Here is a 15,592-nt window from a genome sequence, read left to right on the forward strand (position 1 = left end):
ATCTGACCGACAGGATGCGACCGTGACGTTCATTTCTTACGCCCAGAATTTCGAAGACATCCGCCTGTGGCGCGCCCTCAAATACGTCGAAAATGGCTTTTATATCGATATCGGGGCCAACCACCCCACCCAAGACTCCGTCACCAAGGCCTTCTATGACCGCGGCTGGACCGGCATCAACGTCGAACCCATGCCAAATTATTACGACGCCCTGTGCGAACAACGCCCCAACGACATCAACCTGCAATGCGTGGCCGGCGAAAGCGCCGACGACCTGACCTTCTACGGCATCGCCGGCACCGGCCTGTCGACCCTCGACCCGGCCTTGGCCCAGCAACACAAAGACGCCGGCATGGACGTGCGCAGTCAAACCGTCAAATCCCGCACCCTGGCCTCCATCTGCGAACAACACGCCGGGAACCGTCCGATTCACTTCTTGAAAATTGACGTCGAAGGCCACGAAGAAACCGTCCTGCGCGGCATGGACTTCACCCGATGGCGACCATGGATCATCCTCATCGAAACCCCATGGGAACGCGACCAGACCTGGGAAACCCTCGTCACCGGCGCCGGCTACCAGCCCATCCTGTTCGACGGCATCAACACTTACTACCTCGCCGAAGAACACCTGGCCCTCAAACCCGCCTTCGACATTCCGCCCTGCAACCTGGACGAATTCCAGTTCTGCCGCGGCCACAACTTCAGCCACCCCATCACCGACGCTGAAAACCACCTCGCCGCCGCCCTGCAACGCGCCGAACACGCCGAAGCGCAGTTGCGGGCAATGCAAAACAGCCGAGCCTGGCGTGCCCTGCAGAAACTCAAGAAAGTACTGATTCGCGCCTGACCAAACGTCTGCGTAAAAATAGTCTGAATTCAGGGGTTTACAGAACCGATCCAGTCGCTATAATCGTCGCCCTAACATGCCGGTATAGCTCAGTTGGTAGAGCAACTGACTTGTAATCAGTAGGTCCCGGGTTCGACTCCTGGTGCCGGCACCATACAAAACAAAGCCTTCGCAGAAATGCGAGGGCTTTGTTGTTTCTGGCACTTCCACTTTTTGTCCACACACTGGAATCTGTGGGAGCCTGCTCGCGATGAGTCCGTCAAACCCAACGACGATCTGCTGACCAAGACAAAGGGCTGCCTTTCCAAGGCACCAAAAACGAAGCAACCTCAACCAAACAGCATCTTTTGCCAATGATCCTCACCCACAATAGCAATCGAAGCTCCTGCCTCCCGCAACTCCACTGCCTTCATGATCTTCGTTCCATAAGTACTGTGGCGCCACTGCTCATTACCCACGCTACCGACCACCAGGTAATGCACCTTCTTACTCACACCGCCCCCAATCAAACCACCTCGTTCTTCGACCAGCGCCTGACAATCCTTACGTGGCCCAAAGGCCATGACACCCGTAAATACAAACATCCGGCCATTCCACACCAAATCAGGAGTCGGTGAATCGAAAGGAAGGTCCGTAGGAGCAACGGCAACAGCACCGCCGACTTTAGCTCCCTCAATACCCACTCCAGAAAAACCACGCAGGATGTTAAGCAGCTCCAGGGACTCATCCTTGTCTAGAGCATCGTCCGGAAGCATGCACGCCAAACGCGAATACAGCAGATTGATCACCGGATCGTTCAGATGCGCGAGATTGTTTTCCAACCATTGCTTTAGAAAAACCGCTTCTGTGATGTTCACAGTACCGTCCGCCGTAATCCCAGCGGCCAAACCCACCAAAGCATCGGCGGCGCGTCGATCGATACGGGCGCGGTGGAAGAATTTGCTGTTCTCGAATTCGTGATGTAGATCCATTACGGGTTTTCCTTGGGTTGGGTACTGGATTGATACCGAAGCATTAGCGGGTAAATGCTGTGTTCAAAGCTAGCATCGCTGCGCGCAGACACCCCATTTTTATACGGAAAATAGATTCCTCTCCTTTCCCTTCACTTGCTGGATTACGCCAGCAACTTGAACAAGGTGAGCTCGCCATCGATCACTCGCGGTCACCCACGATCACGGGACGGACCGCCTCTTCTGGTTGATGGTCATGCACGCTCACCCGACCGAGCGTTGCGAATACAGCAACTGCCGTGAGCACGCTGCCAGCGCCCAAGATGAAAAGCAGATGACGGAACGCGTTCGCGTACTCATGGCGCAAAAGCTCTGACTGCCCTGGCAGCTGATTGCCGGCATTCTGCAGATCGCCGAGCGCAGCCCGGCCGGATGCTTCCATAATCTGATGCGGTGCAAAATTCGTGGCGGCATCGAATAGCCCCCATTGAATGAACGTCGCCAACAACGCCCCGGCGACGGCGATGGCTATACCGTCGGCGGAAACGCGAACTGCGTTAAAAATCCCTGTGGCCATTCCCGCGCGTTCTTTTTCAACCACGCTAACGGCCATGCCATCCATCAAACCCCAAGGCAGGCCAATGCCGATGCCGATCAACGCCATAGGCATTACCGCATTACTTACTCCGCTATCTAGCACGACGCCTAGCCAAAACAGCCCGACAGACACCAGCATCAGCCCGACCGCCGAGAGCATCCCTGAGGTGTAGTACCGCGCGAGCTGAGCAGCCAGAAACGGCACAAGCAGCAAAGGTGCGGCCAGCGCGATCATCATTTGTCCTGTCTGCAAAGCACTCAGCCCATCGACTCCGATGAATCGCGCCGGGAGCATGATGATGAGGACGACAAAAAAGAATGCAGGGCTTGCTGCAAGAATTTGCACACCAACAAACCTGGATTGCTTGAACAACGACAGGTCAAGCATAGGATTACTGGTTCGGCGCTCTATCAGCACGAAGATCACGGACAGGAGGATCGCGCCGGCCACACTTCCCAAAACGATTGGACTGGCCCAACCGTCCTCAGGCGCGAGGAGAATGCCATAGGTGAACAAGGTTAGTGCGGCCGTGAAGCTGAGAGCACCGGGCCAGTCCATACCATTGTTGGCCGGGTCTCTAGAATCAGTCGCGCTCACGCAGACAAGTACGAAGCCCGCTACGCCTATCAATGCCGTAGCGTGGAACGTCCATTTCCAGCCTGCGGAGTCGACCAGTAGCCCCGCTGCCAATGGGCCCAAAGCTAATCCAATGCCGAAAGTCGTCCCAAGGAGACTGAAAACCTTGGTGCGCTCAGCACCGTGAAATACCTGGGCTAGAGACGACATGGCGCCAGCGAAAGCTGCTGCTCCACCCAACCCCTGTACAAGCCTTAGGATATCGATTTGCAAGACAGTGGAAGAGAAGGGAATAGCGATGGTAGACAACACAAAGATTACTAGACCAATCAGCCACACCCGCTTGCGTCCATAGATATCCGTCAGACTCCCTGCCGCCATCATGGCGCTGCCATAAGTCAGGATATAGGCGTTGACGACCCAACTGAGTTCGACAGCAGATCCGCCCATGGCTGCGCTGATGGAAGAGAGGACAACTGCAGGCCCGGTGAAGCAAAGCGGGATGAGTACGCCTGTCAGGCAAGCTGCAAATAGCTGTATCCACTTCAATAACGGGGGAGCCGCCTGAACGCTACGTGTCGAATTCATCTGAATGTTTCCCTGATTGGTGTGCGGAGGTGTTGGTCCTCAGCGCACGGTTGTCCGCAGTGATCGACCCACCAAGAGGTTAGGGCTTGCCTCCGCAAACAAAAACAGGCCTACAATCCGAACATATCGGACGCTGGTGTCCGCAATGAGGGCAGCCCTTGGAATCGCTTGGCAGCATTTCACTATTCGTATTGGTGGCTGAGACTCGAAGCTTTACAGAAGCAGGGAAACGACTAGGTATTTCCTCCTCTGGCGTCGGTAAAAGTATTGGTCGGCTGGAGGAGAAGCTCGGTGTACGCCTATTCCAGCGCAACACCCGCAGTATTGCCCTGACGTTAGAAGGGTCACTGTTTCTTGAGCGGTGCCGACGGATACTGTCGGAGCTTGAAGCCGCAGAAATGGAGCTAAGCAATGCCCGTGAACAACCGAGAGGCAAATTGCGAATTAGCTTGCCTCTAGTCAGCGGTCTAGTGATGCCAGCAATCATTCAATTCATGCGCACATACTCCGAAATAGAACTCGACATCGATTTTTCTGATCGAATGGTCGACGTTATTGAGGAGGGCTTTGATGCTGTGTTGCGAACAGGCGAGCCTAGTGACTCTCGGTTGATTTCTAGAAGGCTGGGGGGCTTTCAGCTCCAGATTGTGGCGTCTCCGGACTATCTCGCACAGTATGGTGTACCCGGACGGCCAGCGGATCTCGCTACGCACTCATGTTTGTTGCACAAGTTTCCTTCGACAGGGAAGGTTGAACCTTGGCCGCTACGCATTGAGACCGGAGAGCCGGATTTCGAGCTACCCCAGACCATGGTATGCAACACGACGGAAGTGATTGTCGATGTGGCTCGTTCAGGTTTAGGAATTGCTTGCCTACCTGACTTCATGACCTCTAAGTCCATCAAAAACGGCGAACTGATTCAGGTGTTAGCAGACTATACGGTTCACACTGGGGTGTTCAGGCTTCTATGGCCATCGAGCAAACATCTTTCTCTAAGACTACGGGTATTCATAGATTTTATGCACAGGCAGCTATTTACTAGTGACCTGCATGGATAGTTCGTTTGTCTTTTCGTCGACGCAACTTACCTCGCAGCAATGACCCTAAGTCTAGAATGTCACAATCATACCACTTGACAGTCCTGCCCCTTTGCCAAGCTCATCAGCTAGGCTAAGAGCGAGAGGATTTTCCTTATCTAGAAGTAAAGGGTAGTTTTAGAGGTAGAAAAGAATATTTACCTTCAGAAAAATCATTAATGGCAAATAGTTAAATATCCATTCGACTCTTGGTGCCACCATACAAAACAAAGCCCTCACAAAAATGCGAGGGCTTTGTTGTTTCTGGCGTACGTGAAATCCGAATCCCGTTCGCGCGTCGCAAGCACTACCGACCTAGCTGCTTCATCCAGTCAAGACTCGCAACGGTAGAACCTGTAGGACGGTATTCACAGCCGATCCATCCTGGATAGCCACGCTGCTCCAGCGCCGCGAACAAGGCAGCAAAGTCGATGCTCCCCGTTCCCGGTTCGTGACGACCCGGGCAGTCGGCAATTTGCACATGGACGGTTCTGTCATAAAACCGGGCCAGAACATCTGCTGCGTCTCCGGTCAGAGTCTGAGCATGGTAAAGATCGAGAATCAGCCCAACAGTCGGGAAGGTCTCCAGCACCTGTTGCGCCTTGCTGAAGTCAGACATGTAATAGCCCGGCATCTCTTGCGTACAAATTACTTCGATAAGCGGCCGCAATCCCTGATCCTCGAAGTACTTGACTGCATACTCCAGGTTGCTCCCGAAGATAAGCGCCGCCTCATCCTGGGTCGTAACTCCAGACATGATGTGGACATCCGAACACGCCAGCGCCTTTGCATAGCGGGCGGCCTGGAGCAACCCGTTGCGAAACTCTTCTTCCTTACCCTGCACGGCAGCAATGCCTTTGGTAACGCCAGCCGGTGCGGCGAACTGAATCAACGGCAGACTGTATTGCGCCAGGTGGTCTGCCAGGAGGCTCGCGTCGAATTCATAGGGCGACGGGAACTCTACTGCCCGAAAACCCGCTGCGGCGGCGGCTTCGATGCGTTGCAGAAAAGGCAATTCATTGAATTGAAAACCGAGATGAGCGTTGAACTTGAGCATTAGGTAAATATCCATCCTTGGGAAGAAATGAAACCATCAGCCTGGAGCATCCTTCGCTGCTCCAGCACTGCATCAAAACAAAGCACCCGCAGAAATGCGAGGGCTTTGTTGTTTCTGGGGTTCGTGGGGCTAACAGCATTGGCCCGAACAGTCAGCACAAGAAATCTCTCAGCCACTAATGAGCAGATCTCCCTCTGCTACGCTTCACAAGCCACTGCTTTCCTCAGTTGTGATTTCCGGTAAGTACGTGGCACCAAACGACCGAAAAGAAACACAAACGAGTAAGGAACACTCCCATGACTCTTCACAAAATAACCCTGGCGGGTGCGCTGTTGTTCACTCTGGCGGGCTGCAACTCCATCGCCAGCAGTACCAACACGCTAACCGATGAGCAGATCAAATCTCAGAGCGCCGGCGCGTTGGGCTATTCACCTTCTGACTTGAGTATTGTCAGCCGTCGTACTGAAGGCACGAATACTTATGTCGCGCTGAAAACCAATGATAACCAGCAGTTCAACTGCATCATTAACGGCGGTAACCTGCTGACACTGGGTATGACGAATCCGCCGTCATGCGCGAAAAAGGGTGATCCGATCAAGGTAGCGCCGTTCGGAGGTTAATGACTCAAGGATGAGAGCGCTGGTCGTCGTCCTTGCTGTGAACAGCGCCCTACTCCTGAACCGCTCTCAGTGCCCCGCACTCTGCCCCCCATCAACATGCAGGATCTCGCCGGTGACAAAGTTGGCGCTGTCCAGATACACCACAGCCTGAGCAATATCGCTGATCTCTCCCATGTGCCCAATCGGGTGCAAACTTCCCAGTGCTTCGTGGGTTTCCTCACCATGCATCGGCGTCTTGATGATGCCTGGGGAAACCGCATTCACCCGAATGCCACGCTTGGCGTACTCAATGGCCAAGGATTTGGTCGCCGCGTTCAATCCACCTTTGGTCAATGAGGCCAATACCGACGGCACACCGTCAATCGCGTGGTCCACCAGGCTGGTGGTGATGTTGACGACGTGACCGCTGCCTTGTTTTTCCATCTCGGTGATGGCGAGTTGGGTGATGTAGAAGAAACCATTCAGGTTCACCGATAAGACTGCGGTGTAGTCTTCGTGGGTGTAGGCAGTAAACGGCTTCGCGACGAAGATCCCGGCGTTATTGACCAGGGTGTCGATACGGCCAAAACGTTCGATCGCATCACGGATGACGCGCTGGGCGATCGCCGGGTCGCCGATGTCGCCGGCAACGGTGAGGATGTCCGGGTCGGTGGATGGCTGGATCGAACGCGAAGTGGCGACAATCCGGTAATCGAGATCACGGAAGGCCTTGACCATGCCTGCGCCGAGACCTTGAGAGGCGCCAGTAATAACGATGACTTTTTTCGAATTGCTCATGATGAACCCTCTACTACTGAATGATGGTTTTGACGGACGCGGTCATGACTGCCCTTGCGCCTCAGCCAGTTGCTTGCGGTATTGGGTAGTGGTGATTCCGGCATAGCCCCAGTTATCGGTGTCGACTTCTTCGATCACGATATGGGTCAGGTCCGGGCGTTTGTTGAGGACGCGTTCCAGGGTTTCAGTGATTTCGGCGATCACCTGAGCTTTCTGCTCTGAGGTAACGCCATCGCGCGTAATGCGAACGCTGACAAAAGGCATGATGAGTTCTCCTGTGACCTTCTCATCGGAATGATGGGGAGGCGTTGGAGAGGACTGTATGAGGTTGGGTCAGGGGGATAAAGGTGGGGACGGGAACATCATTAGTGACGTGGTGTAATGAGTTTATTGGATTACATGCCCTGAACCTTTTCTTTCGCTACGAAAGTTCAGAAAGATGCTGATCTGAACGCTCCCAGCCCACACTCAAACCTTTATGCCAAATTATGGCTGGCAAATAATTATGGCGTATCCATAAAAAGAGGTAATCGCATGGGCAGCATTTTTCAGCGCCCTGACCTGGCTGAACAGATAGCAAATCAGCTTCTCAATCCGGGAGTTCTCGATGAGGGTCTGCGCTCAGGTCTGGTTCTGTCCGGCCTGCGCAGGACCGGTAAAACGACTTTCCTCAGGAACGATCTCATCCCGGCCCTGGAAGAAGCAGGTGCTCTGGTCATTTACGTCGATTTGTGGAGCGACACACTGGCCAATCCCGCAACGCTCGTGCATGGCGCTATCCGTCAACGCCTGGAAGAACTCCAAACGCCCGGCTCCAGTCTGCTCGAAATGCTCAAGCGTGTTAGCGGTGTCGATGTCGGTGCAGCCGGATTCAAGTTTGGTTTCAAGCTCGACAGCATTGGCAATGCAGGTGGGCCATCGTTGGCACAGGCGCTGACTGAGGTGGTCGATCAAGCGAAAACAGACTTGGTGTTGATCATCGACGAAGTGCAGCATGCCATTTCCTCTGACGACGGCAATCAGTTGCTCCTGGCACTCAAAGCGGCTCGTGATGCAATCAATCCACGCCCGAATACACCGGGCTACTTTCTGTTCATCGGAACAGGATCGCATCGGGCGCAAGTCAGTGAACTGACCGCAAAGCGGAACCAGGCGTTTGCCGGCGCAACGTCGGCGGCTTATCCGGTGTTGAAAGGTGATTATGTTGAATACCTGCTCAACCGCCTCGCAATGACGGTGAAGAAGGAAAAGTTACCGTCTCTCGAGGTTGCCATCGAAGCATTCAACACCTTGGGGAATCGACCTGAAGAAATGCTCAAGGCGCTACGGCAGTTGATGCAGCAAGAAGGTGATCCCGATCTTTTTCTGCCAGTAATTGCCAGTACTTTGCGCTCGGCAGCGGCCAGTATTGAGCTTGAGAAAGTGGAGCAGTTAGGCAGCCTGGCTCAGGCTATTTTCAACAAAATCGCATCCACAGAAGGCGATGCACGGGGGATTTTCTCAATTGATGCAGCGGCGGAGTATTCGAAGACTGTCGGTCGAGAGGTGCGTGTTGAAGAGATTCAGCCGGTGGTAATTGCGCTGGTAGCCGAGAACATCATCATGCGCAGAGGGCATGGGATTTATGCGATTACAGACCAGTTTGTTCAGGAGATCTGGTTGGAGGAACGAGCGTTGATGGATGCTAGTTAGCGCTGGAGAGGAATGAGCAGACCTCCGCTGCGAGGTGCAACATCCCCCGCCAACGAATTAGCCGACCCCATCTGTTTCCTGGCGAAAAGAGATTTTCGCAGCCCGGAAAGACGCCGACATACGGTCAAACACACCCGTTGACAGCCGCCTCATGCGGACAGAAAATTTAATCGAGAGCGCGAAACCGACTGCCTTCAGGTGGCAATAGTCGACGTTAGGAACCCCGTTGATGACCTGAAAATCAGCGTTCGGGTAAACCTCTCCTCCCCTGCTTGAGGGAGCACAATATCAAGCACCTATTCATGAAAGCAGCCTGATCAGGCTGCTTTTTTTTGCCTTGGCAAAAGATTTCCCGTTACTTGGAGAAAACCCACGAGCCATTTTTTCGCTTCCGATCATCTATACCCCATCAAAAACCTTAATCCTGTGTAAGCCTCAAACCATCGGACGCAGAATCATTTCGCTACTAAACTCGGGACAAGCATGCTCAGGTGCAGGATCATAGCCAGCACGCGACCGACGCCCACCCGGCGGCCAGGTACACAACAATAGCCAGCCCACTTCAGAGGGCATTACCCAAATGGATAGTAGAACCTTACGTAACCTCATGCGCATTGTGCAGACCGGCTCATTGTCGGCGGCGGCAGAGCATTCCTGTTTGACCGTGCAGGCATTGGCCGCACAGTTGAACAAGGTTGAAGAGCAGTTCGGTTTTCGGTTGTTTCGTCGCTCCAACAAGGGGCTGACTCTGACAACGCAGGGCACGGAGCTCACGCCCTACATGGACAAAGTGTTGGTCGCCACGCGGCAACTGGAAGAGAAAGTCGCCGCGCTGAAGGTGCCTGGGCAACGTACGCTCAAGGTTGCGCTTAACACCACGCTCTCGGCCGACTTCAACCGGCGAATGATCGGACGCCTCATTGAGGTGTTTCCTGATTATCAACTGGAATTCAGCTACGCCGAGTCGATGGAAAACCTCAGCAAGTTGAAGAATGAGGATTTCGACCTGGCCGTGCTGATCGGCCCGCAACAACCGGGATTACCCAGCATTGCCCTGCCCCATGTACAGGTGCAGGTGGTCGGTGCTCATTGCGGTCAGGAAAACGATCCGCTGATGCTGATCGGCAATAAGTTTCAGGTTCGTCCTGCCGATGATTGTCCGTATTCCCACAGCTTCTTGCGTTTTCTCGACGCCGGCCTTGGTAATTACGAGTCAGGCAAGCGGATGATCTATTCCTGCAGCGAGACCCTGACCCTGTCATTGATCACGCAAATGGACGGCCTCGGCATGGTTTCCCGTGAGGCGGCCCTGCGTAATGGCTTGACCATTTTCCCGGGTTTCGAGGATTCCCTCGAAGTGCGATTGGCGGTCAATAATCCCGAGTTGTCGGGCCAGGCCTTGAACGACGTGGTCGCTCTGTCTCTACATGAACGACCCGAGCGCAATGTACGCAGCCGTCCCAACCGCCACACTGAGAAAGAGGTTTTTGCTGAAATACGCACATAACAACGTCGGAATCGCTGCATAGAATTCCGGGCGATCGAGCTGCACCTGCTGATCCTTGATCAACAGCGGCGTAAGGCTGATTGCAGCGACGATCGCCACCGGCAGGTATTCCAGCGCCCTGGCGACGAACGGCGGCCAATGGTCGGTGTTCACTTGCAGCGGCAACGCACGCGGCAGGAACGTCACGGCCATCATTAGCACAACGACCAAAATCAGGAACGTTTGGTCAGGCATACACCCACCCCGCAGCCCACAAATGTGGCGATGAACACGTTGAAGGGTGAGCTGCCGATCAGGCTCAGGACCCCCATGCAGGCGACCGCGGCCAGTGCGGCGATCAATTTATTGCGGGTGTTGCACAGCGATACCAGCACATAGAGCATCATCGCGGTCAGTGCATAGTCGAGCTGATATTTGATCAGGTGCGCCGCGTACTGCGCGCAGACTGCTCCCAGCAAACCACCCAATACCCACGACGTGTGGCAATACAGATTGAAGCCAATCAGATAACGCACATTGACCGGCGCGCCCTTGCCCAGTTTGACGCTGTGGAAGGCAAACGATTCATCGGTGAGCCCACCGGCATAACACCAGCGCTCGAGACGACTGAGCCCCATCGCCTGCAAAGCCTTGGCCATGTAGACCGACATCAGCATGTGCCGTGCATTGATCAGAAACGTGGTGAGGATGATGGTGGTCAGCGATGCGCCGCTGGAGATCAGCGCCAGGGCGGCGAATTGCGAGGCACCCGCATAGACGAACAGGCACATCGCGACCGGCAGCCATACGGGCAATCCGGCATTGACGGCCATCAAACCGAACACAAACGACACCGTGAAGTAGCCCGCAACAACCGGGCTGGCTTCAGCGAACGTGCGCGAGGGCTGGGGCTCGACCATCAGCGGCTGGCTGCTGGACGTCTCATTCATAAGTCCCTCTCAAAAGTCGTTTCGCCACGCGGCTCGCAAAAGCCCTGGGCACTCCAAAAACGTTTGCCGGCAAGATTAGCATCGTCGACGAACAGGAACATCCGCAGCACACCGACCCGTTTCATGTCTGCCGATGCCGCTTCCACTAGGCGCTGACCGACGCCCTGGCTGCGATACATCGGGCTTACCGCCAAGTGATTGATGGTGCCACGGCTGCCGAGCATGCCGCCCAACACCGCGCCGATCACTTCGCCACGGATATCGAGTGCGAGGAACGCAGCGGTGGTTTTTTGCACCAACACACCGCGCAGGCATTTGGCGTCCTGCCATTCACAGAACGACACTTCTTCGAATTGCCGAAAGAAGCGTTCCAGACGCTGGGCATCCTTGGCCGTTGCGCGCTGCAGCATCACCGGTGCAGGGCACTCGGCGATGTGCAGCATGGGGTCTAGCTGTTCAGCGAACAATGTCAAAAGCGGTCCCGGGCCGCGAGAAGGAAATCGCCAGAATCTGCCGATAGGCCATTTCGTGAGCATGGGTGTTGCGTGCCGGTGTCACGTAGTGACGCATGTCACGATCGAGGAAGTAAGTGGTGTCGAGGATTTCCAGATAGGTCGTCGCCGCCAACTGTTCCTCTTGGACCGAATACAAACGGCTCTCCGCCCCATCCACGTTGTTGCGGCCCCAGAAATGCACACCGCTGAACGGATAACCGTCGCAATGAATGCCTTCAGGGGTGATTTCCAGCTGCTTGCCTGGCTTGATCTCAATGCGGATCTGATGGATCTGGCATTGCCAGATCTCGTCGTGCAACTCCGGCGGCAATACGTGTTTGTACACCTCGAAATCCGTATCGATAAGGCTGCGCATCACCGGCGAATTGATGACTTCATTGGAGAAGTCCTGGAAGTGCCGCTCGAGTCCGCCAACATAGCTGTTGTTGGCCTTCGATTGCACGTAGGCGCGGTGTTCTAGCTGCGTCAAGTCACGGGTGACGGGGTTGTATTCGAAATCGCTGTAACGACGGAAACGCATGCCCGCATCGGCCTGGCCGTAATAACTGTCCGGCTCCATGTTTTCCCAACTTTTGGTCAATCTGACGAAGTCGGAAAAATGACCGAACAGATTGAAGTCAGCGCCCTGGACGTTGACATATTTGTCGCGCCGTAGCGATTCGCCAACTTCTCTGTTTAAAACGATCATTACTAGGTCTCCGCTGCATTTAGCGGCCTAATCTAGTAGTTGCAGGTTTTGCAGCCCATGAGAAAGAATTTCAGGCATATCAAGCGTTGATTGAAACGCAGTATGAAGTTGCTTTAATTCGACTTTTTGCGATCGAAAACAGTCGTTTTTTGTATTTTCCTACGGTCATGAGGCGAAAAAAAACCCTCTTTTGCCGTAACTGACTGGCTCAACCATTGGGCGAAGGCTTGCGGCTTGCCGAGCCAGGGGCCGATGTCGACCAGGGTGAACTGGCCATCCTGTTCCAGCGCAAAAGTCGGAAAACCCTGTCCACCGACCTTGGCCAGGAGTGCGCGGCTGTCCTTGATATGGCGCTCGGTGTCAGCTTCATTAAATGCCTGTTGGAACGCCTCGGGTTCAAGGCCGGTCTGTGTGGCGAGTTCCAGCAGCACGGCGTTATCAGCGATGCATCGACCTTCCACGTAATGAGCCGTCTGCAAATGCCCCAGCAATGCTAGCCCGCGGCCAGCGATCTGCTCGGCTGCCAGCACAGCAGCAATCGGCGGCGCGGAATCGAACACTGCCGTCTCATCGCGCAGCAAACCTTCGAAATACGCCTCGCCAAACGGCTGGCCGGTGAATTCAGCGATGCGTCGATCGTGAGGCATCACGTAGTTACGCAGTTGTGGCGAAACGGTCTGGCGGTTGGCGCCGGTCATCATGCCGCCACCGTGCGCGATCACCGGCATCACGCTTTGGGCAGCCTGCACCAGTGGTTTCGCGCCGTAACACCAGCCACACAAAGGGTCGTAAATGTAATGAAGGATCATGGGAAGACTCCGGCAACAAAGTAGGAAAACTCAATGCCGGCAGGTTAATCCCCAGACAGTTTCGGAAAAACGCTGGAATGGCTTTCAGTCTGTTTCATGAATCGGTCGAATGCGACCTCCAATATTTTTGCATCAATCTCGACACAACTTGAAACAATCAAACAAAGAATACCTTCAAGAATAATTAACGAAAGCAAATAACAAGCATTACCATTCGCGCCCTCGAATTTCTCTACCCTTCCGGATGCGCTTCAGATGCCTGCCCCCTCCCACCTTTCACCCATCACCCTTGGGCTTTCCGCTTTTCTGTCTGCCGGTTTTGCCTGCGCCACCACGACCGTTTTACCCGAGACCTCGATCAGCGCCGACGCGCAAGTTGACGATCCGCGCGTAAAGGAAACCAGCACCGCGACTCGCACGGCGACACCGGTACGTTACGTGCCGCAGGCCATCGATTCGGTAAAAACGGCAAACGTGATGGATTACGGCACCAACGATCTGGGGACGGCGCTCAGTGGCATCCCCAATGTCAGCAGTGGCGCCGACACCCGCTTCGACAGCCTGCGCATCCGTGGATTCGACGCCAGCAACGACTTCTACCTTGACGGCATCCGTGACGACAGCCAGTACGTGCGCGATTTGCACAACATCGAACGCATCGAAGTCCTCAAAGGCCCGGCGGCGGTTTTGTATGGCCGTGGCAGCCAGGGCGGGATCGTCAACCGGGTCAGCAAACTGCCGGAGTTCGGTCGCCGCTCGACTCTTGAAGCCCAGGGTGGCAGCGACGATCTGCGCAGCCTGTATGCCGACCTCAGCACCGACCCGAGCGAGAACATCAGCCTGCGCCTGAACATGGGCAATATGGATCAGAACAGCTTTCGCGATGGCGTCAGCGGCAATCGCCAACTGTTCGCGCCGTCCATGAGTTGGCAACTGACGCCCGACCTCAATTGGTTGGTGCAGTACGAATACAGCCGCTACAACCGTACGCCGGATCGCGGCATCCCCGGGGTCAACGGGCGCCCGGCGGACGTCGGGCCGGAGACGACCTACGGCAGCGAGCACGATTTCATCGACGACAAGGCGCAATCCCTGCGCTCGAAACTCAGCTACGAACTCAGCGACAACTGGCAGCTGCGTCATACATTGGGCGTATTCAAGCTCAACAGCGATTTCGACAACACTTACCTGACCGGTTATACCCCCGCGACCAACAAGGTCACGCGCCAACACTGGCAGCAGGACCTGACCACCCGCAACGTCTATAACAACGTCGAACTGGAAGGCGGCTTCGATACATTCGGCCTGGAGCATCGCCTGCTGACCGGTATCGAGATCGGCAGCCAACGGCGCGATCCGACGTTGTATAACGCAGCAACTTCGGGGCGCGGCAGTTCGCCGGTTCCGGCGCTGGACCTGTATAACCCCAATCGCGACTTGCGCCATACCGGACGCATGCAGGTGTCTAGCAGCACGCACACCGAAGTCGAAAGCCGTGCGGTGTACGTGCAGGACCAACTGCGCCTGAACGATCAATGGCAACTGCTCGCCGGTTTGCGTTACGACACCTTCGATATCGAATCGACCAACAAGCTACGGGACATTTCCGAAGATCGTGACAGCCACAGCACCAGCCCACGTGTAGGCGTGGTCTGGACACCGCTGCACAATCACTCCTTCTACGCCTCCTGGACCAAGACCTTTTCCCCGGTCGGTGGCGGCTTGATCGGCATCACCCCAGGCGCGGCCAGCAACGACCTGAGCCCTGAGCTGACCAAACAGAAGGAAATTGGCGTGAAGAGCGACTGGCTCGACGATCGCCTGAGCACAACGCTGGCGATCTACGAACTGGAACTTTACAACCGTCGCACCAGCGACCCGAACGATCCGACCGTGACCTTGCTCACCGGCCTGCAACGCTCCCGCGGAATCGAATTGACCGGCACCGGCAAGATCGCTGGCAACTGGTACGTGCGCGGTGGCGTTGGCGTGCAGGATGCAAAAGTCGAGAAAGACAACAATGGCTTTGAAGGCAAACGCATCAGCAACGTGGCCAAGCGCAATGGCAGCCTGTTCCTGACCTGGAAACCGGAAATGGGCTGGTACGCCGAAACCGGTTTGACCCTGGTCGGTCAGCGTTACGCCGACAACCTAAACACCACTGTGCTGCCAGGCTATGGCCGTTGGGATGCATTGGCCGGGTTCCGGCAGAAAGATTGGGATTTGCGGGCGGCACTGAACAACATCACCGATCGCGAGTATTACTCGTCGGCCACCAGCGCGGCACAGATTCAACCGGGCGCACCACGGAGCCTGGTCGTGACCGGTACTTACAGTTTCTAACCACTGCTGATCCGGTTTGG

General features: G+C 55.3%; 16 protein-coding genes and 1 tRNA gene. 7 read left to right on the top strand and 10 right to left on the bottom strand.

Features of this window, described 5'->3' with window-relative positions:
- The first annotated feature begins 22 nt into the window (after window positions 1–22).
- The gene (locus ABH909_RS02115) at window positions 23–847 is read left to right on the top strand and encodes an FkbM family methyltransferase (protein WP_429430128.1); all 825 of its coding nucleotides are present in this window, start codon (window positions 23–25) and stop codon (window positions 845–847) included.
- 78 nt (window positions 848–925) lie between these two features.
- Window positions 926–1,001: transfer RNA gene (locus tag ABH909_RS02120), tRNA-Thr, on the top strand.
- A gap of 175 nt (window positions 1,002–1,176) precedes the next feature.
- Here the strand turns inward: ABH909_RS02120 and ABH909_RS02125 are convergent.
- Entirely contained in the window at window positions 1,177–1,818 is a 642-nt protein-coding gene (locus ABH909_RS02125; protein ID WP_429430129.1) for a BRCT domain-containing protein, read from the bottom strand.
- A gap of 181 nt (window positions 1,819–1,999) precedes the next feature.
- Window positions 2,000–3,559 (bottom strand): MFS transporter, encoded by a 1,560-nt coding sequence (locus ABH909_RS02130; protein ID WP_429430131.1) that lies wholly within the window; start codon window positions 3,557–3,559, stop codon window positions 2,000–2,002.
- 158 nt (window positions 3,560–3,717) lie between these two features.
- Between ABH909_RS02130 and ABH909_RS02135 the strand changes: the two genes are divergently transcribed.
- Complete coding sequence (locus ABH909_RS02135) at window positions 3,718–4,617, top strand: LysR family transcriptional regulator (RefSeq protein ID WP_429430133.1); 900 nt, start codon at window positions 3,718–3,720, stop codon at window positions 4,615–4,617.
- Between the two features lie 325 nt (window positions 4,618–4,942).
- Here the strand turns inward: ABH909_RS02135 and ABH909_RS02140 are convergent, their stop codons facing one another.
- Window positions 4,943–5,692, bottom strand: a complete 750-nt coding sequence (locus ABH909_RS02140) for a hydroxypyruvate isomerase family protein (RefSeq protein ID WP_429430135.1) — start codon at window positions 5,690–5,692, stop codon at window positions 4,943–4,945.
- Between the two features lie 296 nt (window positions 5,693–5,988).
- Between ABH909_RS02140 and ABH909_RS02145 the strand changes: the two genes are divergently transcribed.
- Complete coding sequence (locus ABH909_RS02145) at window positions 5,989–6,312, top strand: hypothetical protein (RefSeq protein WP_429430137.1); 324 nt, start codon at window positions 5,989–5,991, stop codon at window positions 6,310–6,312.
- A gap of 66 nt (window positions 6,313–6,378) precedes the next feature.
- On the opposite strand, the gene ABH909_RS02150 is transcribed toward ABH909_RS02145, so the two are convergent.
- A complete protein-coding gene (locus tag ABH909_RS02150) occupies window positions 6,379–7,089 on the bottom strand; it encodes an SDR family NAD(P)-dependent oxidoreductase (RefSeq protein WP_429430139.1) in 711 nt (236 codons plus the stop codon).
- Between the two features lie 42 nt (window positions 7,090–7,131).
- A complete protein-coding gene (locus ABH909_RS02155; protein WP_007897514.1) occupies window positions 7,132–7,353 on the bottom strand; it encodes a tautomerase family protein in 222 nt (73 codons plus the stop codon).
- A gap of 270 nt (window positions 7,354–7,623) precedes the next feature.
- Here ABH909_RS02155 and ABH909_RS02160 point away from each other — a divergent pair, with 270 nt between their 5' ends.
- Complete coding sequence (locus tag ABH909_RS02160; protein WP_429430141.1) at window positions 7,624–8,781, top strand: AAA family ATPase; 1,158 nt, start codon at window positions 7,624–7,626, stop codon at window positions 8,779–8,781.
- Window positions 8,782–9,361: 580 nt separating this feature from the next.
- Entirely contained in the window at window positions 9,362–10,288 is a 927-nt protein-coding gene (locus tag ABH909_RS02165) for a LysR family transcriptional regulator (RefSeq protein WP_429430143.1), read from the top strand.
- Here the strand turns inward: ABH909_RS02165 and ABH909_RS02170 are convergent.
- The 5 genes from ABH909_RS02170 to ABH909_RS02190 all read right to left on the bottom strand — a co-directional run bounded on the left by ABH909_RS02170 (window position 10,205) and on the right by ABH909_RS02190 (window position 13,229).
- Complete coding sequence (locus ABH909_RS02170) at window positions 10,205–10,522, bottom strand: AzlD domain-containing protein (RefSeq protein WP_008068739.1); 318 nt, start codon at window positions 10,520–10,522, stop codon at window positions 10,205–10,207. The genes ABH909_RS02165 and ABH909_RS02170 overlap by 84 nt on opposite strands.
- Window positions 10,501–11,217 (bottom strand): AzlC family ABC transporter permease, encoded by a 717-nt coding sequence (locus ABH909_RS02175; protein ID WP_429430145.1) that lies wholly within the window; start codon window positions 11,215–11,217, stop codon window positions 10,501–10,503. Before ABH909_RS02175 ends, ABH909_RS02170 begins: the two co-directional genes overlap by 22 nt.
- Window positions 11,214–11,627, bottom strand: a complete 414-nt coding sequence (locus tag ABH909_RS02180) for a GNAT family N-acetyltransferase (RefSeq protein ID WP_429439723.1) — start codon at window positions 11,625–11,627, stop codon at window positions 11,214–11,216. The genes ABH909_RS02175 and ABH909_RS02180 overlap by 4 nt, the downstream gene beginning before the upstream one ends.
- Window positions 11,628–11,673: 46 nt before the next feature.
- A complete protein-coding gene (locus ABH909_RS02185) occupies window positions 11,674–12,420 on the bottom strand; it encodes a 2OG-Fe dioxygenase family protein (protein WP_429430147.1) in 747 nt (248 codons plus the stop codon).
- A 113-nt stretch (window positions 12,421–12,533) separates the two neighbouring features.
- On the bottom strand, window positions 12,534–13,229 hold the full coding sequence (locus ABH909_RS02190; RefSeq protein ID WP_429430149.1) for a DsbA family protein: 696 nt from the start codon (window positions 13,227–13,229) through the stop codon (window positions 12,534–12,536).
- 255 nt (window positions 13,230–13,484) lie between these two features.
- On the opposite strand from ABH909_RS02190, the gene ABH909_RS02195 reads away from it, so the two are divergent.
- The gene (locus ABH909_RS02195; protein WP_429430151.1) at window positions 13,485–15,572 is read left to right on the top strand and encodes a TonB-dependent receptor; all 2,088 of its coding nucleotides are present in this window, start codon (window positions 13,485–13,487) and stop codon (window positions 15,570–15,572) included.
- Window positions 15,573–15,592: the final 20 nt, after the last annotated feature.

The organism is Pseudomonas sp. BS3782 TE3695, from assembly GCF_050435305.1.
In the GTDB taxonomy this organism is placed as follows: Bacteria; Pseudomonadota; Gammaproteobacteria; order Pseudomonadales; family Pseudomonadaceae; genus Aquipseudomonas.